Origin of the sequence: Shewanella sp. YQ_9, from assembly GCF_043103185.1 — a bacterium.
In the GTDB taxonomy this organism is placed as follows: domain Bacteria; phylum Pseudomonadota; class Gammaproteobacteria; order Enterobacterales; family Shewanellaceae; genus Shewanella; species Shewanella algae.
Genome location: NZ_JBICJO010000040.1, coordinates 1 through 24673, shown reverse-complemented (window position 1 = coordinate 24673; position 24673 = coordinate 1). Strand labels below are relative to the sequence as shown.

General features: G+C 52.0%; 23 protein-coding genes, 1 tRNA gene and 1 rRNA gene. 10 read left to right on the top strand and 15 right to left on the bottom strand.

Annotation, left to right across the window (positions count from 1 at the left end):
* The 3 genes from rrf to corA all read left to right on the top strand — a co-directional run.
* Positions 1–92: ribosomal RNA gene (gene rrf / locus ACF8D4_RS12960) — 5S ribosomal RNA — on the top strand; the annotation flags it as partial.
* A gap of 564 nt (positions 93–656) precedes the next feature.
* Positions 657–1022 (top strand): hypothetical protein, encoded by a 366-nt coding sequence (locus ACF8D4_RS12955; protein ID WP_025889694.1) that lies wholly within the window; start codon positions 657–659, stop codon positions 1020–1022.
* Positions 1023–1121: 99 nt separating this feature from the next.
* Positions 1122–2069, top strand: coding sequence for a magnesium/cobalt transporter CorA (corA, locus tag ACF8D4_RS12950; protein ID WP_071238815.1), 948 nt, complete (start codon positions 1122–1124; stop codon positions 2067–2069).
* A 25-nt stretch (positions 2070–2094) separates the two neighbouring features.
* On the opposite strand, the gene ACF8D4_RS12945 is transcribed toward corA, so the two are convergent.
* Both ACF8D4_RS12945 and ACF8D4_RS12940 read right to left on the bottom strand, forming a co-directional pair.
* The gene (locus ACF8D4_RS12945) at positions 2095–2406 is read right to left on the bottom strand and encodes a DUF3135 domain-containing protein (RefSeq protein ID WP_025011469.1); all 312 of its coding nucleotides are present in this window, start codon (positions 2404–2406) and stop codon (positions 2095–2097) included.
* Positions 2407–2530: 124 nt separating this feature from the next.
* Entirely contained in the window at positions 2531–3790 is a 1260-nt protein-coding gene (locus ACF8D4_RS12940; protein ID WP_025011468.1) for an HD-GYP domain-containing protein, read from the bottom strand.
* Between the two features lie 114 nt (positions 3791–3904).
* On the opposite strand from ACF8D4_RS12940, the gene ACF8D4_RS12935 reads away from it, so the two are divergent.
* A complete protein-coding gene (locus tag ACF8D4_RS12935; RefSeq protein WP_144217079.1) occupies positions 3905–4603 on the top strand; it encodes a 2OG-Fe(II) oxygenase in 699 nt (232 codons plus the stop codon).
* Positions 4604–4606: 3 nt separating this feature from the next.
* Here ACF8D4_RS12935 and ACF8D4_RS12930 read toward each other — a convergent pair whose 3' ends face one another.
* The 5 genes from ACF8D4_RS12930 to ACF8D4_RS12910 all read right to left on the bottom strand — a co-directional run bounded on the left by ACF8D4_RS12930 (position 4607) and on the right by ACF8D4_RS12910 (position 8996).
* Complete coding sequence (locus tag ACF8D4_RS12930) at positions 4607–5956, bottom strand: sensor histidine kinase (RefSeq protein WP_071238814.1); 1350 nt, start codon at positions 5954–5956, stop codon at positions 4607–4609.
* Positions 5947–6621: a response regulator gene (locus ACF8D4_RS12925; RefSeq protein WP_025011466.1), complete on the bottom strand. Its 675-nt coding sequence runs from the start codon at positions 6619–6621 to the stop codon at positions 5947–5949. The genes ACF8D4_RS12930 and ACF8D4_RS12925 overlap by 10 nt, the downstream gene beginning before the upstream one ends.
* Before the next feature lie 221 nt (positions 6622–6842).
* On the bottom strand, positions 6843–7178 hold the full coding sequence (locus ACF8D4_RS12920) for a hypothetical protein (protein ID WP_044734691.1): 336 nt from the start codon (positions 7176–7178) through the stop codon (positions 6843–6845).
* A gap of 143 nt (positions 7179–7321) precedes the next feature.
* On the bottom strand, positions 7322–8074 hold the full coding sequence (locus ACF8D4_RS12915) for a LysE family translocator (RefSeq protein WP_025011464.1): 753 nt from the start codon (positions 8072–8074) through the stop codon (positions 7322–7324).
* A gap of 97 nt (positions 8075–8171) precedes the next feature.
* Positions 8172–8996 carry an AraC family transcriptional regulator gene (locus ACF8D4_RS12910; RefSeq protein WP_096141811.1) on the bottom strand — a complete coding sequence of 275 codons (825 nt, stop codon included), beginning with the start codon at positions 8994–8996 and terminating at the stop codon, positions 8172–8174.
* 124 nt (positions 8997–9120) lie between these two features.
* On the opposite strand from ACF8D4_RS12910, the gene nadE reads away from it, so the two are divergent.
* Entirely contained in the window at positions 9121–9951 is an 831-nt protein-coding gene (nadE, locus tag ACF8D4_RS12905) for an ammonia-dependent NAD(+) synthetase (protein WP_093982763.1), read from the top strand.
* Between the two features lie 47 nt (positions 9952–9998).
* Here the strand turns inward: nadE and ACF8D4_RS12900 are convergent, their stop codons facing one another.
* On the bottom strand, positions 9999–10478 hold the full coding sequence (locus tag ACF8D4_RS12900; protein ID WP_392466505.1) for a DUF6942 family protein: 480 nt from the start codon (positions 10476–10478) through the stop codon (positions 9999–10001).
* A gap of 90 nt (positions 10479–10568) precedes the next feature.
* Here ACF8D4_RS12900 and ACF8D4_RS12895 point away from each other — a divergent pair, with 90 nt between their 5' ends.
* The gene (locus ACF8D4_RS12895; protein WP_392466504.1) at positions 10569–12029 is read left to right on the top strand and encodes an alpha/beta hydrolase; all 1461 of its coding nucleotides are present in this window, start codon (positions 10569–10571) and stop codon (positions 12027–12029) included.
* Here the strand turns inward: ACF8D4_RS12895 and ACF8D4_RS12890 are convergent.
* Positions 11995–14163: a diguanylate cyclase gene (locus ACF8D4_RS12890; RefSeq protein ID WP_392466501.1), complete on the bottom strand. Its 2169-nt coding sequence runs from the start codon at positions 14161–14163 to the stop codon at positions 11995–11997. The two genes, ACF8D4_RS12895 and ACF8D4_RS12890, sit on opposite strands and share 35 nt — an antisense overlap.
* A gap of 284 nt (positions 14164–14447) precedes the next feature.
* Complete coding sequence (gene yejK / locus ACF8D4_RS12885; RefSeq protein ID WP_025889702.1) at positions 14448–15476, bottom strand: nucleoid-associated protein YejK; 1029 nt, start codon at positions 15474–15476, stop codon at positions 14448–14450.
* Positions 15477–15555: 79 nt separating this feature from the next.
* Between yejK and ACF8D4_RS12880 the strand changes: the two genes are divergently transcribed.
* The 3 genes from ACF8D4_RS12880 (at position 15556) to ACF8D4_RS12870 (ending at position 17888) form a co-directional block, all read left to right on the top strand.
* Entirely contained in the window at positions 15556–15768 is a 213-nt protein-coding gene (locus tag ACF8D4_RS12880; RefSeq protein ID WP_025011457.1) for a YejL family protein, read from the top strand.
* Positions 15769–15871: 103 nt separating this feature from the next.
* Positions 15872–17653, top strand: a complete 1782-nt coding sequence (locus ACF8D4_RS12875) for a DUF3413 domain-containing protein (protein ID WP_025889703.1) — start codon at positions 15872–15874, stop codon at positions 17651–17653.
* 158 nt (positions 17654–17811) lie between these two features.
* Positions 17812–17888 (top strand) — tRNA-Pro (locus ACF8D4_RS12870).
* Positions 17889–18016: 128 nt separating this feature from the next.
* Here the strand turns inward: ACF8D4_RS12870 and ACF8D4_RS12865 are convergent.
* From ACF8D4_RS12865 to ACF8D4_RS12850, 4 genes are all read right to left on the bottom strand, one after another.
* Positions 18017–18751, bottom strand: a complete 735-nt coding sequence (locus ACF8D4_RS12865; protein WP_101059371.1) for a DUF4336 domain-containing protein — start codon at positions 18749–18751, stop codon at positions 18017–18019.
* Positions 18752–18821: 70 nt separating this feature from the next.
* A complete protein-coding gene (locus ACF8D4_RS12860; protein ID WP_025011455.1) occupies positions 18822–19481 on the bottom strand; it encodes a transcriptional regulator in 660 nt (219 codons plus the stop codon).
* A 44-nt stretch (positions 19482–19525) separates the two neighbouring features.
* The gene (locus ACF8D4_RS12855) at positions 19526–20800 is read right to left on the bottom strand and encodes a serine dehydratase subunit alpha family protein (RefSeq protein ID WP_392466497.1); all 1275 of its coding nucleotides are present in this window, start codon (positions 20798–20800) and stop codon (positions 19526–19528) included.
* Between the two features lie 23 nt (positions 20801–20823).
* Positions 20824–21207 (bottom strand): RidA family protein, encoded by a 384-nt coding sequence (locus tag ACF8D4_RS12850; protein ID WP_028781671.1) that lies wholly within the window; start codon positions 21205–21207, stop codon positions 20824–20826.
* Between the two features lie 264 nt (positions 21208–21471).
* Here ACF8D4_RS12850 and ACF8D4_RS12845 point away from each other — a divergent pair, with 264 nt between their 5' ends.
* Entirely contained in the window at positions 21472–22779 is a 1308-nt protein-coding gene (locus tag ACF8D4_RS12845; protein ID WP_025889728.1) for an amino acid permease, read from the top strand.
* Positions 22780–22868: 89 nt separating this feature from the next.
* Here ACF8D4_RS12845 and ACF8D4_RS12840 read toward each other — a convergent pair whose 3' ends face one another.
* Complete coding sequence (locus ACF8D4_RS12840; RefSeq protein ID WP_028781669.1) at positions 22869–23954, bottom strand: AI-2E family transporter; 1086 nt, start codon at positions 23952–23954, stop codon at positions 22869–22871.
* Between the last annotated feature and the right edge of the window lie 719 nt (positions 23955–24673).

Here is a 24673-nt window from a genome sequence, read left to right as displayed (position 1 = left end):
CCACCTGATCCCATCCCGAACTCAGAAGTGAAACGCAATCGCGCCGATGGTAGTGTGGGGTCTCCCCATGTGAGAGTAGGTCATCGCCAGACGCCCAATAAAATGAAAAATCCCCAGCACTTTGTGTTGGGGATTTTTCGTTTTAATTGCATTTTGAAATGTCCACTCTCACATGGGGAAGATAAAGAGTCCGAACGCAGTGAGGCACAATCCCATGTGGAGTAGGGTGAGGTTGTCGCGTTTATCAAACTCAGTTTGATGCGACAAACGAACGCGGAGAGCTTGCTCGAAGCTGGCTATCGCCAGACGGCTAATACCAATTTGATTAATTGTCTGGTCAGGTTTATCCAGTCTCTGGAGCACAGAGATTTAACCCGACCGGTATCATCTAAAGGCACTCGAGGCTTAAGTAGCGAAGGGTTTATCTCGCTTCCAGCGAGCATGACTTTCATGGCAGTCATATACTTCAGCTCGCCGTGGTGCAGTTTCATGTCACAAGCACTCATCAAAATCTGTTGTCATATGCTATCAATCCAAAGGCTTTAAGATGTTACTGGTGGCTTTATGATACAGCTAACTGTCATGGACAGGCTTTTCCTTTATAATTAACAATTTGATGCTTTCATATATTCTTGGTTAAGAATGAGGAATCGAGCTTGCTGACCAAAATTCTGCTGACGGCCTTGGTATTGGTACTGGCGTGGACCATGCTCAAGCGAAGGGCAAGCCCTGAAGTGAGGCAGAAGGAGATTGCCGAGCCTTTGCCCCTGTTCAAACGCTTTCTGGTCCCTGGAGCCGTGGGCGTTACCTTGATACTGGCCTGCGGCTTTTTTGCCTGGCAATGGTTTGATGGTTATCAGGTGGTTTCCGTGACCTTGGTTTCACCCAAGGAGGAGCGGCGGGAAGTTTATCAGGTGCGCAAGAAAGATATCTCAACTAATGAATTGGTTACCGTGGATGGACTTAGGATCCGCCTTTCCAGTGAGGAGCGTTTGATGATAGCCGAGAAAAGTGTTCCCTGACGCCATTGAGCACTTTCCATTAATGGCTTATCAGGTAAACTAGGCACATTTTTTTGCCGGGCATTTCTTTCTACGGCACGGCTATCTTCAGGAGGACCCATGATTACTGCATACACCTATCAGGATCAGCAGCTTAAAATTATTGAGCTGACAATAGAAGACGGTCTTCCGGAGCAAACTCTGTGGTTGGATCTCTACAAGCCGGATGACGATGAGCGGGATTGGTTGAGTCGTTACTCGGTGGAAGAGGTACCCGACGAGGAAGATATCAATGAGATTGAGGCCTCGGCACGTTTCTATCAAAACAAAGACGGCTTGCATATCAACTCTCTGTTTCCGCAGCGGGTTGGCCAGGATGTTCGTGGTGTCAACGTCTCATTCAACCTGCGTAACCGGTTTTTGGTTACCATACGTGAAGAGGATGTCGGTCTTATTCGTTTGCTGCGTAACTATTTGCGCCTCGGACGCATCATGGTGGCCACGCCTCAAGCGCTGTTTATCGAACTCTTTAATCTTAAGGTAGAGTACCTCTCTGACTTGATTGAAGATGTTTACACTGTGCTGGAAAACGTTGGTGAGCAGGTGTTTGAGAGTAATGAACTCGATGATGTGTTCAAGCTGATCACTTTGCAGGAAGACTCCAACGGCAAGATACGTTTGAGTCTGCTCGATACCCAAAGGTCTCTGCGTTACATACAGAAGTATTACCGTAAAGAACTGGCCGAAGATGAGCTCAAGGAGATCCGCGAGATGTTGTCGGACATCGAATCTCTTATGCCTCACAGTCAGTTTATCTTCGACAAACTCAACTTCTTATTGGATGCTGCCATGGGTTTCAGTGGCTTGCAGCAAAACAAGATCATTAAAATCTTCTCGGTTGCGGCCGTGGTCTTTCTGCCGCCAACCCTGATTGCCAGTAGCTACGGGATGAACTTCAGAGAGATGCCTGAGCTTGAGTGGTACTTCGGTTACCCTATGGCGCTGGTGATGATGTTGGCCAGTGCGGCAGGCACTTACCTGTTTTTCCGCCGCAAAGGTTGGCTGTAACGTTGTAAGGGCTTTAGCAACTTGGTTACAGGGGCTTGCGCCTTAATGGTATCACCTGAGCCTTGTGATCTCTGTACTGGTCCGGTGCTTCCAACACGCTCGCCAACGCGGCGAACTTGTGGCGCATAATGCGGATGCTGACCAGGCATCTGTGATAGGGGTTATTGCAGCGTGCCAGACTCTGCTGCAGGTGGTGTTTAATGGTTCTGAGCTGGTCCTGGTTGGAGTCGGAACCATTGATCAACTCATCACTCAAACGCTCCTGTAGCTTGTCCAATTCTTCAGGCTGGTTTTGAGCCAGCCACATCAAGGTGTCAAAATCCGGTAGTTCTGTCATTGCCGGCCTCCGCCTGTGAGGGGTGAGCCTGGTTTCAGGCTACCCAAATCCAGGTTGCAACAACAAGATTAGTTCAGTCTAACTATGATGGCGATAATGACTTTGGTTATATAGGCCGAAGGGCTCAGCCTTTGCTTTCGCTGCCGAAGTAATAGCTGACCCGTTCTCTGGGATTGAGATACTTGAAGATTTTCTCCGGCAGGGCCGCCGGTGGCAGGCAGCGCACAATAGAAAGGCCTTCTGCTTCCAAGTCGATAATCGGTGCCTGATCTTTGGGCACCAGAGCGTCATATACCAGAATTCGTGGCAGCAGTAGCTTATCCAGGTTGACCGACATTACCAGCCCATATTGACCGGAAGAGAGTTCGACCACGCTGCCGGGAGGATAGACCCCGAGCATCTTGATCATCTTGCCGACATATTCCTGATTCAGCTTCCCCTTGGAGTATTTATACAGATAGCCCAGAGCAGCATAAGGCGTTTTGGCCTTGGATTGCACTCCAGGGTGACAAAGAGAGTCATATTGGTTCACCACAGCCACCAACTGGGCGGTCTGGCTCAGTTCATCGGCTTTCAGGCCTCTTGGGAAACCGCTGCCATCGAGCAGCTCATGGTGATTGGTGATAACGTCCCTGGCATTTTCCGGAAAATCGGCTGCCAGCTTGATGAACTCTGCGCCCATCAACGGGTGCTGATTCAGCAGGTTTTGTTCGGGTTTGTTCAGTGGCTCCTGCTTACGCAGTATCTGGCTTGGCAGTTTGAGCTTGCCTACGTCATGGAACAGTGAACCCAGGCCCACGGCCTCGATATCTTCTCTGGGCCATTGCAACTCTTTGGCTACCAACATGGCGAGAATGGCTACGTTGAGAGAGTGAAAATAGATGCCTTCGTCTTTATCCGAATCGGCCATCAGATGCAGAATAAGGTTGTCGGAGGATAACAGTTGCTCGGCTATGTCACGCACCAAGTCCTGCGCCTCGGTAACAGCATTCAGAGGCCGGCTGCGTAGTTTGTTGACCAGATTGCGCATTCTTGCCAGTGAACGGTCAAAATGTTCCTCTGTCTTATGCAGCTCACGGCGCATTTTCTTGAGGATCTCGATTCGCCTTTGCTTGTCGCTTTCCATCTGTTGTTGCAGAGAGTCGACTTCCTGTGGATTTTCCACCGGAGCAGGCTGCTGATCGGCCGGTAGCGGTGGGGTATCACTGCGATCCGGCACCACGAATACACTGTCTATGCCCAGCTTGCGGATAAGCTCGATTTGAGCCTGCTGTTTGATACGGAAGCTACTGAAAAGAAAAGGGTGATCTTTCCACGCCAGTGGAAGGCGGACGAAGTTGCCTACCTGCAGTTGTTGGACACTGACTCTACAGCTCTTGTTCATTCAAATCATCTTTTTTAAGCAATCGAATCATTTTAGCGCAAAGAGTACGCTTTACAATTAGTTAGCTCACATGTAAGCATGTTTGGATAAAAAATTAATCAAATTGAGATTTTTATGGACTTTATCGAAGTATATCCCAATGCCATTCCTGATGAGTTATGCGATCGTCTTATTGCCGCCTTTGATGCTCATCCGGGTGTTACTGAGGGCCGCACAGGCCATGGTGTCGACAAGGAAAAGAAAATCAGCCGCGATCTGACATTGGATCAGTATCCCGAGTTGCAGCCTCTGCGCAATGAGCTGCTGGGCCACACACTAAAGCATGCCGGGCGATACTTTGATAAGTATGCCATGGCGCTGATGGGAGCCGTTGCCGTGCAGGTGGCTGATGAGTCCGGCAATGCAGTAACCCTGACACCGGATAACTATGCTCGTCTGGGAGCCCCCCGAGCCGAGGCGCTGGTACAATACCTTTATCGTAGTGGTACCATCAATCTGCAAAGATATCAGCGCGATGTCGGTGGTTATCCTCATTGGCATTCTGAGCAGTTTCCCCAGGCCGGTCACAACGACGCCCTTCACAGAGTGGTGCTCTACATGTTCTATCTCAATGATGTGGCCGAAGGCGGGGAGACTGAATTCTTTTATCAGCAGCGCAAAATTGTGCCAAAGAAGGGCACCATGGTGATAGCCCCGGCGGGATTTACCCATAGTCATAGGGGGAATCGTCCCAAGAGTGATGACAAGTATATTGCCACCTCCTGGATCATGTTTAACCGCGCCGAGCAACTTTATGGGCCAACCCGGCGCTGAGACTCACTGCATGGGAATTTGAATGCGGAAGCGGGCACCTTCCAGATCTGAATCCTCAATGCTGAGGGTGCCGCCGTAACTGCTGACGATTTCGTTACATACCGCCAGACCAATTCCCTGTCCCGGTGACTGGGTATCGGCGCGCACGCCGCGCTGGATGATCTTCTGTTTAAGGCTCTCATCAACCCCTGGGCCGTCATCTTCTACCAGTATCTGCAGTATGTTGCCTTGATAACCGGCACTGACGCGAACGGTTGAGATACACAGGCGGAACGCATTTTCCATCAGGTTGCCGAACAGCTCCATCAAGTCGCCCTGATTGCCGGGAAACTGCAGCTCTTCCTCTATTTTGGCGCTGAACTTCACCTGTTTGTCACGGTATACCTTAAACAGCATCTGTGCCAGTTGCTCCACCAGAGGGGCAATCGGAGTCTGTTCCTGCTTGAGGCCTTTGCGTCCCAGCATGGCGCGCTTGAGCTGATATTTCACCAGCTGATCCATCTGGCTCACCTGTTCCATGATTTTTTCGCTGCTGGCCTGTTTGTCCAGGCTGGCATCATCTGTGATGGCATGCACGGCGGCGAGACGAGTCTTGAGGCTGTGGGCCAGATCATTCATGGCATTTTGATAGCGCTGTTGCTGGGCGCTGGATTGCTGCAGCAGTTGGTTGAGCGCTTGGGTGACGCCTTCAAGCTCCACAGGATAACCGCCCGAGAGTGACTTGGACTTGCCGTTGATGATGGATCTCAACTCATTTCGCATCTGTACCAGTGGCCGCATGCCCCAGTAAGCGGCGCTGATAAGCAGTACCAGCGCCAGTGCCAATACCAGCGCCAGGCGAATATAGGTGCGTTTGGCAAATTGGCTGTATTCCTGCTCCAGTTTGGCCGCATCCTTGAGCACCAACAGGTTGTAGTGAATACCGGCGATATCGACCGACAGCAGATAGGCAAAATAGGCGCGATTATCGGCCATGTTGAGGTAGTAGGGGGGCGCTTCGTTGCGGATTTCATTGAAACGTTCACAGGTATCGAACAGGCCTCTGTCCACCGCCAGCGACGAGGTCCATACCTGCTTGAACTTCTCATCACAGGAGGCGATGACATAGCGCTCCTGTTTGTTGTTCTCCTCAAGCCAGGAGCTGGTGTCCGGTATCAGGTCGTGCTCCCTGAGCTCGGCAGCCACCTGAGGGATTTCGGCTATCAGCTGCGCCGTCTCTTCGTTATAGCTGTTTTGCGCATGCAATATGTTGACCATCCAGGCCAAGCCAAAACCGACCACGGCAATGATCGATAACGAAGTGAGAAACATCCGCGTCAGCAGGCGTTTCTTGGGTTTTATTCTCAATTGCATGGCAGGTTGAATTTGTACCCCTGGCCTCTGATGGTCACTATTGGATTTTCGATACCGTCACGGGTCAACTTCTTGCGCAGTCGGCTCACCATCACCTCAATGGTGTTGGGATCGCCTTCCTTGTCGCCGTAAATAACGTCCAGCAGGCGCTGTTTGGCGACCACTTCATGGTTGTGACGCATCAGGTACTCAAGAATTTGATATTCGAAGGCGGTAATTTCCATTGGTTCACCGTTCATGGTGACTTGCTTGGCGGCGAGATCCAACGACAGGTCGCCGCTGTTGATCACCGGCTTGACGAAACCGGCACTGCGACGGACCAAGGCATCGAGACGGGCCACCAGTTCCTCTTTTTGAAAAGGTTTGACCAGGTAGTCATCGGCGCCGGCGTTGAGTCCCTCAACTTTGTCTTGCCAGTTGACCCGGGCAGTAAGGATCAGGATAGGGGCTTTGACATCTTCATCCCGCAGGCGTTGGATAAGCGCAATGCCGTCCTGATCCGGCAATCCCAAATCCACAATGGCGACATCAATGGGGTAGTTGGTCGCCTGAAAAAATCCCTCTTTGGCTGTTCCCGCCACCTGGACCTGATTTCCCAATTCTCCCAGTTGTACCTTGAGGTGATGGGAGAGCAAGGGATCGTCTTCAACAACCAAAATTCTCATATTCTTTACGCCTTTAACTGAAATCCAAACAGTGTACGCAGTTCCCTGGAACAGCTCAAGCCGAGGGGCTAAATCAAGGGCTTAGGCCAAAGACCCGGCTGGCTTAAACAGGGCTATACACTGGCTCGAGTGTATAGCCCTTTTACTTAACCTGTGCTGACCTCTGATGCGGATTGTTGAGTAATTGGTCTAAGAACTGGAAAGGTTGTGGTGAGTTGCCGTTATGGCAGGCGGCTACGGTTTCTCGCCAGCCCATTACCACTCCAGGCGCACAGTAGAGTAAACAGGGTGACCCCGCCCATAATGAATGCCAGCCTGAGCCAGGGGGCATCCATGGCCTGGCGCATGGCAACATATTCAAAGCCACTCTTGGCCCATACCAGCAAGGCGCCGGCCAATAGGCCGACTTGCAGGATGCGAACGACAACGGCGCTTTTCACAAACAGCACGGCCGGCGCCAACAGGCAGATAGCGGCGGCGATTGTGTGTGAGTATCTGAGAAAATGGGCTCCCAGCAGCCAATAAGCAAGACAGAGTAAAACAACACGCCACCACATAGAAACCTCGAATCGATTGAGTTGGGGCTATTCTAGTCTGGATTTAAAATGCATTCTATTTACTGCTTCACAGTTTACCCCCGGAGCTCCAAGGGTTAAGTCCTTCAGGCTTTATACCAAGTTTGTGGCTCAATTGTTCTGCGTCAAGCCGTCAGCAACCTCAGCAGTATGGCAACCGAGACGGCCAGGAAGATAGCGCCGCAAAGGTAGTCTATGTAATGGCCAAAGCGCAGCAGGCGTTGCTGCACCCGGGCGTGAGACAGCAGCATGGCCAGCATGGCAAACCAGATAACCGAGAGCAGCGGCAGTAATATGGCGGCCAATAGCTTGGTCTGGCTGTTGACCTCTGGGGTGATAAGGGTGGAAAACAGCGTTAAAAAGAACACCAACGCCTTGGGGTTGAACAGGTTGGTCGATAACCCAAGCAGCAACCCGGCGGCGGCAGACATGGTGTTATCGCTCGCACTTTTACCTGGCTCATTGTCTACCCTGTTGTTTAACTCCTCGGACTGCATGACTTGTGTATCATTGATTGCTGCCCGGCTGGTTGGCAATTCATTGGTTTGAGCTTCAGCGAGTGGTCTTGCCGCCAAGGCGCGTTTAAGCCAGGCCTGAACACCAAAGGCTCCCAGTCCCATCCAGCCCAGATAAAGGGCGCCAAAGAGCTGCACCAGCACAAACAGGGTATGCGAGCTTTGAATGGCCAGGCTGACACCTGTGAGGCTCAGGACAGTGTGCACCAATATCGCCAGAGAGATGCCAACGGCGGCCGCCAGTGCGGTGCTGCGCTGCTCTCGGCTGGCAATTTTCAGGATCAATGCAAAATCCGGCCCCGGGCTCGCCAATGCCAGCAGGTGAATGGTGCCCAGGGTCAGCAAAAGATGCAGATCTGTCATAGTCAACTCTATCCTGTAGTGCCTCATTAAGACGAGGCTGAAAGTGTTTGGGTATAGGGGTAAAAATGCTCAGCCACCAGAGAGGGGCGTGTGGCATTCACAGCATGCGCCGCTGAAACGCTTGTGGAGAAAGCAGGAAGGCACGCTTGAAGGCCTTGTTCAGATGGCTCTGATCGAAGAAGCCGACTTGCTGCGCCACCGAAATCACACTGTCTCCCCTGAGCAGGGCTTTCTTGGCATATTCCAGGCGGATCCGCTTTAAATAGGCATGTGGCGTCATGCCGGTTCTCTGGCGAAACTGCCTAAGCAGTTGGTATTGGCTGAGATCCAGCTCCTTGGCAAGCTGCGGCAACCTAAATGGCGCACCGGGATCGGCATGAAAGGCTTCTCTTAACCTATCGAGCTGACTCTGACTCAAGGCATGGGGCTGTCTCTCTGTATTGAGCTGGCGGCCATGCAGGCGCATCAGTTTTTCCAAAAAGGCGATAACCGCTGCTTCGGGAACCAGGAGATCATTGGCTGCTATGGGTTGGGTCAGCAAATGGTGCAGCTGGCAAAATTCCCGATACAGCGCCGGATGATGCAACATAGGCGCGGCAAAACTGAAATATCCCAGGCCGAGATCCCGCGCCAGTTGTTGCAGCCAGTCATGGGGCAGGGACATTACCAGGGCACAATAACCCTGTTGTTCGCTGCTCTGGCCATCATGGCTGCTGTCGGGATCCAGGGTCGACAGCCAATTGGGTCTCAGGTGCCAGGTTTGGCCACGGTAATGAAAGTCCTGGCCGCCGTGACTGACCACACCGATATGAAAGTCCAGATGAACATGGGGCTCGAAGTGAAAATGTTGAAAACTGGCCCGACTGATCTCCAGTTCGGGATGGGATGGGGCGCGCCAGTAATGGATTTTCTCCTCGTGCATCTTGCTATCCTGGGTAAGAATTTATGTTATCTTAGCGGTCGGTGATCCAGGCCGCCTAGTAAATTATTGCACGGCCGGTATCAAAGTCAGACCTATAAATACCGATAACAGATTGGAGCCCACTGTGAAAGGACAGATCTTAAGAGAAATGAAAGTACTGAGTGCTATTGAACCTGAATATGAGGTGGAAAGGCGGGTAGCATTTCTCAAGGCCAAACTGCAGGAGGCTCACTGCAAGACTCTGGTACTGGGGATCAGTGGCGGGGTCGATTCTTCCCTGGCCGGGCGCTTATGTCAGTTGGCGGTAGATTCGTTAAATGAAGGCAAAGCCGAGGCTGAGTACCTTTTTGTGGCCATGCGTTTACCTTACCTTGAACAGCGCGATGAACATGAGGCGCAGCAGGCGCTGGCATTTATCCGCCCCAGCAAACTGGTGACTGTGAATATTCATGACGGGGTTAGCGGCATTCATCAGCATGTACTCAGTGGCTTTGACCGCGCTGAACTGGCGCTACCGGATGCCAACAAGGTTGATTTTGTGAAGGGTAATGTCAAGGCCAGAATGCGGATGGCAGCCCAATACGAGGTAGCTGGCTTACTCGGGGGCCTGGTGGTCGGTACAGATCACAGCGCCGAAAATGTCACAGGTTTCTATACCAAGTGGGGCGATGGTGCTTGCGACTTGGCGCCGCTTTTTGGCCTGAATAAGCGTCAGGTCAGGCAGTTGGCCGCCTTCCTCGGCGCCTCGGAAACCCTGGTCCGCAAGGCGCCAACGGCGGATCTTGAGTGTGACAACCCTGGGCTTGAGGACGAAGTCGCCCTTGGGCTGAGTTACGATCAGATAGACGACTTCCTTGAGGGCAAGCCGGTTTCCGCCGAGGTGGAAAGCAGGATCATAGCCATCTACAAAGCCACGCAGCATAAGCGCAGGCCTATCCCGACCATTTACGATTAACCGCTCAAATTGAATCGTAAAACGCCGCGTTAATCGCGGCGTTTTCTTTATGGGTTGCAGTGCAGCGCTTGGCGCAGCAGCAAAATACTGGCGTTGGGAAATTGGCGGTAATCCAAGTAGGGGACTTTCCAGCGCCACTGATCCAGCCGCTGTATCCCGGGGGCAACAGTGAGCTTCTGTCCGGCATCGTCGGCGATATTGAGTTTGCCGGCGGCTTCATTGCCGGCAATAAGAGCTATGCCGCTATCGGTTGCCAACCGGGTCGCTGCTATCTCAAGTGCGACCTGGGAAAAGAGCCGCTGCTGCAGAAAGCTACGCCAGTCGTCATCCGGGGCAAATATCTTGGCGCAGATCACCAGGATTTTGCGCCAGTGGTTGGAGTTGGCGGCTATCAAGGCCGCAGCGGCATCGCTCTGTTGCCAATGCCAGTCAAGCGGCAGTGTTGGCGGGTTGGGCAGATAAACCCGCGCTTTGGCCAGGTCGTTACCAATACGCAAAGGAAATGAAGGCGTTGAGTGTGCGTGCACGTTTGCTCTCTGTTAGACTTTTATGCCAATGAATCTCAGTGTAATGCCATTCCAGCGTCGCCACTTTGGGGCAGTTCAAGGTAAAGGTCAATGAAAACTCTGCTTATCAGTTCGGGGAAACAGCTCTCTATCGCGCTTTTTTATGCTTGCTTCGGTATAGGGCTGGCGTTGACTGTAACCGGGATCTGGCTACTCAATGGCCGCGCCGATTTAAGTCCTTGGCATACCCATTTTCTGAGCCATGAGTTTGATCGCCACAAGGGAGTCGAGGACTTCGGTGATTATCTCAAGTTGGAGCAGCAGCTGTTTACCGAGCTTGATCAGGAACTTGGCAAGCTTTCTGGTGGCATAAGTTCTCCCATCAATCGTTATCACACTGGCAGCATAGCGGATCCCAAGCGCTGGGCTTTGCCTTGGAATCAAAGTTTTGAGTGGGCCAATGCGGACGCGCAGTTCGGGCTCTTGTTGCTTCATGGCATGTCAGATTCACCCTACGCCATGCATCAGTTTGCCGAGCAGTTCAAGGGGCGCGCTCATGTGTTGGCGTTGAGGCTACCGGGACATGGCACTCTGCCATCAGGCCTGGTGCGCCTGGAATGGCAGGATCTCGCCGCTGCCGTCAGGCTGGCCAGTCGCCATATGAGCCAGGTGCTAAACGGCAAACCTCTCTACGTGATAGGTTATTCCACCGGTGCCAGTTTGGCACTCAACCATGAGTTGGAAAACCTTCACAGCGGCCGGCCTGCGGACTATGAAAAGGTGGTGATGCTGTCACCGGCCATAGGTTTGGCCCCCATGGCCGTGGGCGCGCAGTGGCAGTCGCAGCTGGGCTATATTCTGGGGCTGGAGAAACTCAGCTGGAATACTATCTCACCCGAGTATGACCCTTTCAAATACAGCTCTTTTGCCGTTAATGCCGGTGATGTGGTTTATCGCCTGGCGCAGCACAACAGTCAGCGTTTGTTGGCCTTGCCTGAGGATAAAAAACGCCAGTTGCCGCCGATTTTGGCGTTTCAGTCGTTGGTGGATGATTCGGTATCGACGAAAGCTGTGCTGGAGAACCTGTTTCTGCAACTGCCCAAGGGAGCCAATGAACTGGTGATCTATGATATGAACCGCAGTCAAGTGAACCTCAGCATGACACCTGTGGATCCGCTGGCGGAAATCAGCGGCATACTGGCGCGAACCAACCTGACTTTCCGGGGAACTTTGATTGAGAACCAGGTGGGCTTTAGCCATCTGGTGCAGGCCAGAGAGTTTGGTACTCATACCGGAGTGGAAAAACTCGACTTCAAATGGCCCGTGTCTGTCTATTCCCTGTCTCATGTGGCCTTGCCGTTTTCTGCCAACGACAGCCTATATGGCAATCAGATGCCGAACAGCATGGAGCGCATTCAAATTGGTGCCGCAGCGTCCCGAGGGGAGCGCGGTGTTATCAGCATTCCGGCTGCGGATATGCTGCGCCAACGTTGGAACCCTTTCTTCGATTATCAGATGCAGCGGATTGAAGCCTTTTTCAGCCAAGATCCTGAGCCGACAGAGTACAGATGACCCGGTTGCGCCCCTCGCTCTTGGCCTGGTACAGGTTGGCATCGGCTTCTTTCAACCACACCTCGAGAGATGAGCTGTAGGAGGCGTTGGCAATCAGGGCGCCGATACTGACAGTGACACTTATTAGGCGTTGATCTTCGGGGTTGATGATCTTAAGCTCGGCAATGGCCTGACGAATTTCATTCAGAAACTGCTCTATCTTGAGTGGGTTGCACATGGGCAGCAGCAACAATAACTCTTCACCGCCATAACGGCTGATAAGATCCGAGTCGCGCTTGAATTTTGTCTTAAGTAAATCGGCAACCCGTTTCAAGGTCTCATCGCCGCCCAGATGACCATATTCATCATTGACCCGCTTGAAAAAGTCCAGATCCATCAGCACCACGGCTATGGCTTCGTGATTGCGCTGACACAGACCCTGCAAAGTGGCGAAACTCGCTTCGGCATGGCGCCTGTTGGCAAGTCCTGTGAGTGGATCTGTCTGGGCCAACTGTTTGAGTTTACGGTTGGCTTGCTCAAGCTCCAGAGTTCGTATGATGACTTTTTCCTCCAGATCCAACTGATGCGCCATCAGTTGGCGTTGGCTTTCCTTGAGCTCACTGTAGAGATGGCTTACTTCCACGGGCACATTGTGGCCATCGAGTAACTTATCCTCGGTAAGGCGTTTACCCTTGTTGAGCTGCTCTGAAATCAACTCCAGCGGCATGGTCAGGCGCTGCCCCACCACCTTGGCGACCAGCAGCGACAAGAGTAAAAACAGCAACAGTAGAGCAAAAGTGAACATAAACTGGCGCTCTACTTCGTGCAGCAATGGGGCGTAAGGGTCGAGCACAAAAATTTGCCAGTTGTTTGGCAGGCGATAGTGGCTGTAAACATATTCCGGGCTGTCATTATCCAGCGCTTTTAGATTGAGCATGGGCAATAAAGAGCTGTAGTGCTTGCCACTTTGGCGATAGTTGAGCCGCTCGAGTTTTGGCAAGGCCAACTCCCTGGAGGCATAGATAAGGCGCATGTTCTCATCGACAATAAACATCAACTGGTTGGTTTGTTCCAGAAAGTCATTATCCAGTTCACTGAAACGATTGAGGTTGAGTGAGCCTTCCAATATGCCGATAACTTGTGGGCCTGTGGCGAGATACAGCGGGCTGCTGATGGCGACTATGGCATCTGAGCCGAAGCCCCGGCCGAGAAATACCGGTGAGACATAGAGGCGCTCGTTGAAAAACGCCTGCTGGAAATAATCCCTGTCATCTATACGAACATGATTTCCTTCAAGGCCCTGAAGCCTGCTGACAGGGCTTGCCTGCACTATGCTGCCTTCGGGATCGGCAATCAGCATGGTTAAAAATCCCGGATTGAATTTGTGCAGCCGCGACAGCATCCGCTGCAATTCATCGGGAGTGGGTGAACTGTGTTTGATAAGCTCGGCGGCGGTGGCTATAACCGACTTATGCCGCTCGAGATAATGCTCTACCGCCAGGCCGATATTTTTGGCGGTTTCATGTAAGTGTTTACCCAGGATCTGTTGCTGTTTATTGACCCAGTAATAATTGAATACCAGGGTAGAGATCATCAGGCTCAGGTTAAGCAGCAGTAAAAAGCTGTAAAAGAGTTGGTTGCCAAAGCCACTGCGCTTGGCGGGTAACTGACGAGCAATCAGGCGTGTCAATGCAGGGATTAACAATACAATCAAGCAGGCCAGGGTGATATAGACCATGGCATTGACCGATTGCTTGATCACCACAAATGGAATGTATTCAGAAGGTAAGTCGCTGAAAAAGTGGAGATAACCATAAATAAGTGGCATGCCCAGCAACAACCAGAAGCCGACACCCGCGTAAAATACCGGCCAGCGCCTGAGCCTGGCAACCCCCAGTGCCAGGGCCTCAAGGCAGAAAAGCAGATAAACGTGCGGGCTGTCCCATTGCAGCATCAGCGAGGTGACGCTGATGGTGGCGGCGAGCAGGGCATACCAAGGCCCAAGTAAGATGGCGACAATCACATAGAGGGTATTACCCAACACCAGCTGCACATTGGCAAACAAGGGAATAGGGAAGCTATTACAGGCAAAGCCTATCAGGCCGGCCATCAGACTCAGCAACAGTGGCTGTCGATACCAGGGCAAGTGGGTCAAGTCAGTTTCAACTCCCGTCTGGAGTTAACGAATAGTTAATGGCAAATGCTAGAGCTAAATGGTTTATTTAACAATAATTTTTGAATATTTGTCTTGAGCGCTATCCAATACCTGTTTCGAATCGGTACTCGCCAAGGTTAGCTGTGGTGGCGGTTTTGCATAAAAAGGGATGGTTGGGTGGTCAAACAGGGCAAGCCAATAAAGATGAATAGCTGAAGATAGCGGCCGGAAAAAGCATCAAGGCGCCCTTGAACAATGAAAGCGCCTTGATGTGTTTGACAGCCTTATTCGCCCTTGAGGCGCCGGTCCAGTTGATCTTTTAAGTTGGCGGGCACGCCTTTGATCAAAATGGTATCCGAGATAGGGTCGTAGATGACCCGTTCGCCCAGATGTGAGCTGTCAAAGCTCAGGGTCAGGCCGCCGCCGGTGCCGGAGAATTTCTTCAACTGCCTCAGGGTGGATTTATCGGCCGGAAACTCCTCTTCCAAACCGTAATCACCGCCAACGGCAAAGTCATAGAAGGAATCCATGCCGGATTCTGCCAGTTCATCGGCCAGATCCTTGAGCATGACTTCACTGCCGCTGTCGACCTGGGAGGTGCAGTATTCAAACACCCGGTCGCGGCAGGTTTGACGCTCTTCTTTGGTCAGTTCACCGCCACCGACAAAGTCTTCCACCGCCTGCATCAGGGTCTTGCTCTGCTGCTTGGGGTTAACCCCTTCGACGCAGCCCATAAAGTCGAGGAAGAAGTCGGCCACCTTGCGACCGGCTCTGCCGCGGATAAAGGAGATATATTTGCGTGACTCACTGTCGGCTTGCCACTCGGTGAGATCGATTCGGGCCGCCAACTGGATATTATTCAGATCCAGATGGTCGTTTTGCGACAGCTCCATATCATCCAGCACTGTCATTGACGACTTGGCATTCAGCAGTGCCACAAACAGGTAGTCGCTGGCCATAAAGGTATAGCAGGCCAGCAGCAAAAAGCCGCCCTGGCTGAAGTCATACTTGGAGAGTTCTTCCTGCAGCAGTTTGCCGGCAGTGGCTGAGAATTCTACAAAGCCTTGCTGCCCATCGCGATAAGACTTGAGTGCTTCCTTGAAGGCGGGGTTGGCTTCGCCATCATCACCGGGGACGCCAAAATAACCAAAGCCTTTTCCCGCTTTGCTGGAATAGCTTTGGTGCAGCTCATCAAGCATGGTCTCAACAGCCTGGCTGTTCAGCAGTGGTTGAGGGCGCAGACGGCAGCTGAGCTGGCCTTCGCCGTTTTGGGTGATTGCGTGAATAATCGCTTGTTCGACGTGAATACTCATAAGCCCCGATAGTGATACTCTGTTGTAAATCCGCTATTATATGCCGCTAATCCTAATCTGAGTGAATCATTTTTTATTTATGGCTATCCAATCAAAATATACCAATGCTCAAGTTGAATCCCTGATCGCCGAATTGCTGGCTGTGCTGGAAAAACACCAGGCTCCGACCGATCTTGGCCTGATGGCGCTGGGGAATGCGGCTTCGCATCTGTTATCGACCAAGGTGCCCAAGGAAGCCCGTCAGCAGGTGGCGGAACAATTTGCCAAGGCATTGACACAATCCCTGCGTTGACTTGTAACAACTGAAATGCGCTAAATAGTGGCGTTGTAAGTCAAAAAGCACATAATAGCAATCAATGTAAGATACACAGGCAACTTACAAAAAGCGGATCCATATGGTCGAGCGAACAAAGCAGTTGGGCAAGGATAGGGTTTCACGCCTAATCAATTGGGGGCACTGGTTTGCCTTCTTCAATGGCTTTTTGGCCATGATAGTCGGCAGTCGATATCTGGAAAGTGTCGGCTACCCGGAAACCTGGATTGGTTGGGGTTACCTTGGCGTCAGTACCATAGGCCATTTCAGCTTCCTGGCGTTTATTGTCTATCTGGTGTTGCTGTTTCCCGTTACTCTGTTGTTGCCTTACTCGCGTATCCTTCGGGGATACGCGGCAGTGGTGGCCACCCTTGGCCTGTGTATCATGCTTTATGACACCATAGTCTATGACGACTATGGTATGCATTTGAGTCCCTTCGCAGTCGATTTGGCCTGGGCTGACCTCAACAGTCTGCTGCATGGCACTTCCTATATCGTCACCCCCCTTGGGATCCTCGCTCTGGAGTTGACCGCCGCCAACTTTATCTGGAAGCGGATTGAGAAAATTCAAAAGCGCAATTATGGCAACAAGGTGGTGGCCTTTATCGGGGTTTGCTTTGTCAGTAGCCATCTTATTCATATCTGGGCCGATGCCGCCGATGTCACTGAAATTACCCGTTTCGATGATGCCTACCCGTTATCCTATCCGGCAACGGCGCGCACCTTCATGGAAAATCACGGTATCGATGGCTCCAGCAGCTTGAAGGTGGATACCGAAACCAGCTTTAAATACCCAAGAGCGCCGCTGACCTGCAGCGCCGAAGAACATCCCAATGTGCTGCTTATTGCCATCGACAGCCTCAGGGCCGATATGGCCGACGAGCAGACCATGCCGTTTTTCAGCCGCTACAGCAAACAAAACCATGAGTTTATGAATCACCTCAGCGGTGGCAATACCTACCGCAGCGGCATGTTTTCCCTGCTTTATGGGCTGCAGGGCAGTTATATGGACGCGGTGGAACTCAATTACACCAGCCCCTTGCTGGGGCAGAGCCTCAAGCAGCAGGGTTATAATCTGGGGCTGTTTACCAGCAGAAGCAATTATGCAGAGGCGCGGCCCCAGGCAATTTTCCGCGACTTCGACGCTCATATTGCCGAAGATGAGGGTGGCAGTGCCATGGCCGATATTCAAAATATCGACAGTTTCAAGCAGTGGCGGGCCCAGCAACAAGCTCCTTGGTTTGCACTGCTGAACCTCAAATCACCGGAAGACTATGATACCCCGGTAGGTTTCCTCGGTGTGCAGACGGTAAAACCCGACAGTGCCCTCAAGCCGGCGCAGAAGGTGTTGTTCAATCAATATCGGCAATCGTTGAACTTTATTGACAAACAGCTGGAGCAACTCTTGTCTGCTATGCCGGAAAATACCCTGGTGATTATCACAGGTGTCAATGGCAAGGTGTTCACCAGTAATGCCGATGAAGCCAGGCGCGACCTGTCACCGGCCAATGTCAATGTGCCTCTGGTGATCCATTGGCCCGTCGGCGGCCACGCCCAGGCTAAATACCGCACCAGCCACTATGGTTTGGTGCCAACCTTGATGAGCCAGGTGCTGGGGTGCAGCAATCCGGCCACAGATTACAGTGCCGGTCGTCATTTGCTGCAACCGGACAGTCTCACTTGGGTCTATGTCGGTGATGCCAGAATTTTTGCCATCTATCAGCAGTCGGAGATCACTGTGATTGACCGTCACGGTCAATATCGTATCTATGACAAGGCTTATCAGAACCGCCTGGACAAGAAGATGAGTGCCCCGGAACTTATCGAAGTGATGCGTGAAGGGCGGCGTTTGTACAACCATTAAGCGCTGTGGATTAAAGACTGTACGATAGAGAAAAAACAGACCACAAACTAGGCAGTTAAACTAAAAATCCTCAGATGGAGCTTGCACAGCCTCGCGACTGTTGATAAAGTTCTGCCTCGTTGAGACGGCACACTGCGCCAGCCGCTCAAGACAAATATCGGTATGTAGCGCAGCCTGGTAGCGCACTGTCATGGGGTGTCAGGGGTCGGAGGTTCGAATCCTCTCATACCGACCACATTCAAAACAAAAAAGCCCAATCTTATGATTGGGCTTTTTTGTGCCTGTTTTTTGTATCTGTCTTTTTTATCGTCTTTGGGTAAGCAGCGAAGTCAGCAGTCTTGCTGGTTTATATTACTGTGCCTGTTAATGGTCAAGGTTCCCAAGCCAGGAGAATGAACGGCGGATAAAGCGGTCGGCATCCCGGGACTGACATTCGCCGTGGGCTATGATGAGTTTCTCCGCTCGCCAGCCAAGTATAGTCGCCAGGGCCTTTCGGGCCTGAGGCTTGCCAAAGCTGAAGCTCAGGCGCCAATCCAGAGGTGTCTTGCCGTTAGGGGCCAGTATGCCGCTGATGCGTGCCAGCGGTCTTTGCCAGGCTTTGAAGCACTCGGGCTGAAAGTTCTCAATCAAGTCGGTCAGGATCAGCGTGCGGCTGTGGCGATGAAAGAATACAGCCTCCTGCATCACAGGGCTGCCCTGAAACAGGCAGAAGTCCAGCTCGTCAAGCCAAGGGGCTTTGGCATTGTGTTGCGAGTCTGCCAATTCGCTGAGCAGCAGTTGGTCGAAATGCAGATCGCTGCGTTTTTTTGCCAGTTCTTCGGTCGCGTAGCTTAGGGCGTTGGGAAAGGCTTGCTGCCAGTCTTTGATAAACAGATGGTGCAATGAGTTGGGCGCCAGCAGATAGCTGACTTCACCGAGGGCCTTGACCTCCTCGAGCAGTTCGCGGCTGAGCTCAATGGGGGAGTGGAGCCAAAGCGTGCCATCATCAAGCCTGACCACTGTCATCCGGGTACTGTAAGGCAGGCCAAAGAAAGGCACTGTCTTGCCTGCAACTATCCAGATGTTATCACCGAAGGGTATGAGTCTGTGATTTGGCATTCCGGCTCCTTGGTCTCACTTCTTCCATGGCATTGTCATCTAACGCCGATGATCCCGCCCATTGTCAATGTTACTCCTGTGGGGCTTTTAATTCCCTCAGGTAGCGGTAAATGGTGTGCACAGAAATATCCAGGCGCTTGGCGGCCACTTGGGCACTGTCCTTGAGCTCAAAAATACCGGCATCGAAGAGGCGAGTCACTATTTCACGGCTCTTTTTCGATGGCGGGATCAGTTCACTGTGGCGTACTTCCTGGTTGACCTTGTCTATGGTGCTGTGCAGCGCCTCTTCGATATTACGGGCAAAGACTTCCGATGTGCCACTGCTCTCTGTGAGCGGACATTGCTGCGGCAGCATGGAGCGCAGTACAGACATCAAGGGCGCATCCATATCCGTATTGATACACAAAAGGCCTATGGCCATCTGCTTTTCGTTGCGAATAACGGTAGTGATGGATTTCAAGGTCTTGCCGTTGCTGCTCTGGCTGAGATAGGCCTCGGAAATATCGTGGCCGCTCTTGAGCTTTTCCAATGCCAGATTGGTAATGGGAGCGCCGACACTGCGGCCGGTGACATGGCCATTGGCTATTTTGATGATTGAAGGGTGGTCTCGGTCCAGACTGTGCAAAACCACTTCTGTGTGTTGCCCATACATGGTGGCTATACCATCAACCACGTTTCCCATGGCGTTGAGTATGTCCATATCTTTGGGGGTCAACTTATGAAGTTTCACAGCTATCCTCTTGCGATGGCCCGGCAGTCGCCGGGCGTCGGAGATTAGGCAGACATAATACTGATAATGGTACTGTCGGTCGACACCATTCCATCACAGATCATCTGTCCCAGATTCTTGATTGTTTGTTCGACATCGGCGGCGACTATGCCCTGAGTCGATACGGCATGCTGATTGAGTGCCATCAAAAACGCCCTGACTGCCGTGCTTGATGAGGTACTGACCTTCATGGCGCAGGAGGCTTTGGCGCCGTCACAAACCATGCCGGCACTGTCACTGATAACGTTCTGAATGGCGTAGCAACCTTGCTCAAAACTGCCTCCGGCGAGATAAACCATGGCCATGGCAGCGGCGGCACTGGTCACTGTATTGCCGCAAAAAGCTGACAGTGGCGGATAGTGGGACTTGATATAAATCGCGCCCAAGTGGCTCATGATGAGTGCCCGGGCCAGCTGCTCTTCACTGCAGTTGAACTTCTTGGCCGTTACAACCACAGGCACAGTGGCGGCTATCCCCTGGTTGCCACTGCCAAAATTGCTCATGGCCGGCAGGGTGGCGCCACCCATGCGGGCATCAGAAGCCGCGGCCGTATACATGACTATGGAGTTGAGCAGGTCATCACTCAGCAAGCCGGTATCTATGTTTTTCTTCAGCGTTCTGCCCACCTCCAGGCCATAGGCCGAATTCATGCCTTCGTCGGACAAACGGGAATTCAGATCCGATGCCGCCAGAATAAATCTGATCCGGTTAACATCTATCCCGGTGGCAAACTCATATATTGAGGCGATGCTGATATCGACCCCGTCGCATACCGAAGCGGTACTGCCCTTGGCAGAGGCTTCGGCCCGATACAATTGTTGGCCGTCGAGCCATTTCTCGGCAATCCGGGTATGGCTGCCACTGATAACGATTTTGGCCTGGTGCTTGTCGTTGGCAGCTGTCACAGCGCAGTAAATGAACTCATCGGCCTGAATGCGGCATACCTTGACCTTACCTGCGTCAATAAGCGCCTGGGCCTCGGCCACTTGTGCCGGGTTGATATTCGCCAGCACTTCAAGGCCGGCATCGGCATCGCCCCCAAGGGCTCCTGCCGCTGCGGCAATGGCCAGGCCTATCTTGCCTGTGCCGGGAACAAATACTCCCATGGAGTTTTTGTAGAGGTTGTCCGAAACCTGAACTTCCAGGCTCAAAGGCTTGGCGCCCAAGGTTTCGGCTGCAACGGCCGCGGCATAAGCCGCCGCGATAGGCTCGGTGCAGCCCAGCGCGGGACGCACAACTTGATTAAGGATATCTATATATTGTTGCCACTGTGGTTTCATCACTAGGTTCCACCGAGTCTGGTTTAAGGATTGATATGGGCAATGGCTTCGACTTCCACCAAGGCGCCCATGGGCAGATCTTTCACCGCAAAACAGCTGCGGGCAGGGCAGTCTTGCTTGAAGAAGGTCTTGTAGACTTCGTTGAAGGCGGCAAAGTCATTGATGTCGGATAGATAACAGGTGGTTTTGAGCACGTTTTGCAGGCCACTGTTGGCGGCTTCAAGCACATATTGCAGATTCAAAAGCGATTGGCGGGACTGTTCACTGATCCCACCTTCGACCAAAGCACCTTGTTCACGGCAGACTGGCAGCTGGCCTGAGGTGAAAAGCAGCTCACCATAAGCGGCTGCATGAGAATAGGGGCCTATGGCTGCGGGGGCTTTGTCTGCATTGATAGTCTTTTTCATGATATTCCTTGCAAATATATTTGAGTAACAAGCGATTTTGTCTGCACAATTATTTGCAAATAGGCATCTTCTTGCAAATTTATTTTATAAAAAGGTGGGCTGTAATTGCTTTTAGTGTGACGGTGATCTTATAAGTTGGCGGTTTTGTGGTTAAATTCTCGGCATCAGCAAAAGTTGCAAAAATCTGGTTGCTGCTGTCAGTTGGTTCAAATATATTTGCAAAAAATAACATGTTGGGTATCCAACAATAACTAAGGTTGTTATATGAAAACTGACACTTTGACATCAGAGTGGGGCGCAACAATTACTCGGGAAGACACGCAGGCCTGGAAGGAAGCGACCCGATTCGACAGTACTGACTGGGGCTGGATCATCATGTCCATCGGCATGGCCATAGGCGCGGGCATAGTATTTTTGCCTGTGCAGGTGGGGTTGATGGGATTATGGGTGTTTCTTTTGTCTGCCGTGGTGGGTTATCCGGCCATGTACATGTTTCAGAAGTTGTTTATCAATACCCTGGCCGAGTCCCGCGAATGTCAGGATTATCCCAGTGTGATCAGTGGCTATCTGGGGAAAAACTGGGGCATATTTCTCGGCGCACTCTACTTTGTCATGTTGGTCATCTGGGTGTTTGTCTACTCGACGGCGATCACCAATGACAGTGCCTCTTTCCTGCAAAGCTTTGGAGCCACCAAGAGCCTGCTGTCGGAAAACCCCTTCTATGGTCTGGGGCTTATTTGTCTTCTGGTCGCATTGGCCTCCCGCGGCGAAAACCTGTTATTTAAAATTTCTACCCTTATGGTGCTCACCAAGTTGGGTGTGGTGGCGCTGCTCGGCTTAATGATGGTCGACAAGTGGGATATCAATAATGTCGGTGCAGTGCCCACTACGACTCATTGGATCCGTGATGCCGTGGTGATGCTGCCCTTTACCTTGACTTCCATTCTGTTTATCCAGAGTCTAAGCCCCATGGTGATCTCTTATCGTTCGCGGGAGAAGTCGATTGAAGTGGCGCGCTTCAAGGCGATGCGAGCCATGAATATTGCCTTTGGTGTGCTGTTTGTTACCGTGTTCTTCTACGCCGTTTCTTTCACTCTGGCGATGGGCCATGAGCAAGCTGTGAGGGCCGAGCAGGAAAATATCTCTGCCTTGGCCATGGTGGCTCAAGGTATGCCTGGCCAGACGCTGAAACTCCTGAGCCTGACGCTGAACATCTTTGCCGTGATGACGGCTTACTTCGGGGTGTATCTGGGTTTTCGAGAGGCGTGCCAGGGGATCACCATGAACCTACTGCAGCGGGTTATGCCCAAGGAGAAGATCAATGCCAAGCTGGTGGGGTATGGCATCATGGTATTCACCATACTGCTGTCCTGGGGTGCGATTGTGCTGAATGCCCCTGTGCTGAGTTTCACCTCCATCTGCAGCCCGGTATTCGGTTTGGTGGGCTGTCTGATCCCGGCCTATTTGGTTTACCGGGTACCTTCGCTGCACAAATACAAGGGCGTTGGCCTGTACGTGATTATCGCCACTGGTATCTTGCTGTGTATCTCGCCCTTCCTGGCATTCAGTTGATAGATGCAATTGGCTTTAAGAACGCAGTCTTAGAATCAGTCTTAAAGAGCCCCGCAGATGTGGGGCTCTTTAAGCTTTAGGCGGCAGACTCAGGCTTGGTCCTGCTGCTGCAAAAACTCATGAAACTCCTCTTCATAGAGACGGAACAGCACCAAGGTAACGGCAAAGATGATCGGGCCGTAAATCAGACCGATTAGACCAAATAGCTGCAAGCCACCCAGCAAAGAGAAGAAAATTAACAGGGTGCTCATTCCGGCAGATCCCTGCATCAGAATCGGCCTCAGGAAGTTGTCAATGGAGCCAACCACCAATATGCCCCAGGCGCAAAGGAACAGCCCCCAGCCCCAGTCTCCGGTCAATGCCAGATAGAGCGCCGCCGGCACCCAGATAAGTGCGGTACCCACCACAGGAATAAAAGAAGCGAATGCCATCATGGAGCCGAGGAACAATCCCGGCAGGCCGACTATGGCCATGGCAATACCACCGGCAAAACCCTGTGCCAAGGCCGTCAGGAATGAGCCGAGTACCGCCGACTTGGCGACTTTTTCCACCTCATCGAGAATTTTGTCTTCCTGACTGCGGGACAGGGGGATTACGTGTCTGAGACTGGCAATAATCTGTTCGTTGTCCCTGAGGAAGAAAAACAGTACGAACAACATCAGGGAGAAATTGACAAAGAAACCTGTGATATTGCCGAGCAATGCCGTGCTCAAGCCAACCAGACGGGTGCTGAGCTCCGTAAGCGCTGCGGTGGCTTTTTGCAATATCTCCTGCGGCTCTATGCTGTCAAACGGCAGCCATTTATTGGCCAGCGCCAGTGCCGACTGTACCCAAGGATGTTCCAACAGCTCCTTGGCACCACCATGGGTCAGCCATTGATAGGCATGGGTGGCGGAGCTGACGCCCTGTTCAATCACGGAAATCAGCATGAACAGCAAGGGGATTAAGATGATCACCGTCAGCAAGATGCAGGAAAGCAATGCACTCAGGTTGGGATGTTTGGGGAGTTTCGCCTCTATGCGCTTGTGCACAGGCAAAAACAGCAAGGAGACGATAAATCCCAGCAGTATCGCTCCCAGATAGGGAGCGACCAATAGATAACAGGCGTAGGCAGCAATGGCCAACGCGGCGAGGATCAACCAATGGCGGGGTTCAACCCGAAAACGTACGGACACGGGAATTCCTTTTAATCAAGAGTGTGTTGAATTTGCCATCTGCAGGGAAGGGCATGGTTTATAGACTCATCGGTCTGTTGCCAAGGACTCCAGCTTTTAAGCCAAGCATATCCGGGACTTGCTTGTACCTTCCCCTGCCCGTCCGGGCGACCCAGACTCGGTTACAGCGGAAGTTATTAAACCACGGAGCGACGGGGCAAGAGAAGCACAGCTTGGTTGATAAGGGGGATTGGCGCTGGTTTTGTGTGCTATGCGTTGCCGCCGGTGCCTTAGGGGGCGGATACTGGGGGAAAATGCTTGTCAAACTTAGGTTTTTTAGTCGCATTGCCGCATAACTGGCGGAATAGACTTTTAGAACCGTTTTTTATAGGCTAACTCATTGAAATTAGTAAACGAGCGTTAATCCCGTTAGCAATAAACCGATAGCAGATAGGAACAGATGTAAGGCTATGTTTAGACCATAAGCCGCTGTTAACTGGTATGCAGACTGAGAAAATAAATTAACCATGAATCTACTTTTTGTATGCAGTGAGAATCGCTTGCGAAGCCCTACCGGAGAAGAGGTTTTCTCGGCATTTGAGGGGATTTACGCGATTGGAGCCGGTACAAAGGAAGGTGTGAATAAGTCCTCGCGGCACTCTGGCTTGCACAGCAATTGGCGTTCAAGGCATCTGACTGAAGGCATGCCGGGGCCTGTCGAAGTCGGATAACGCAGAAAG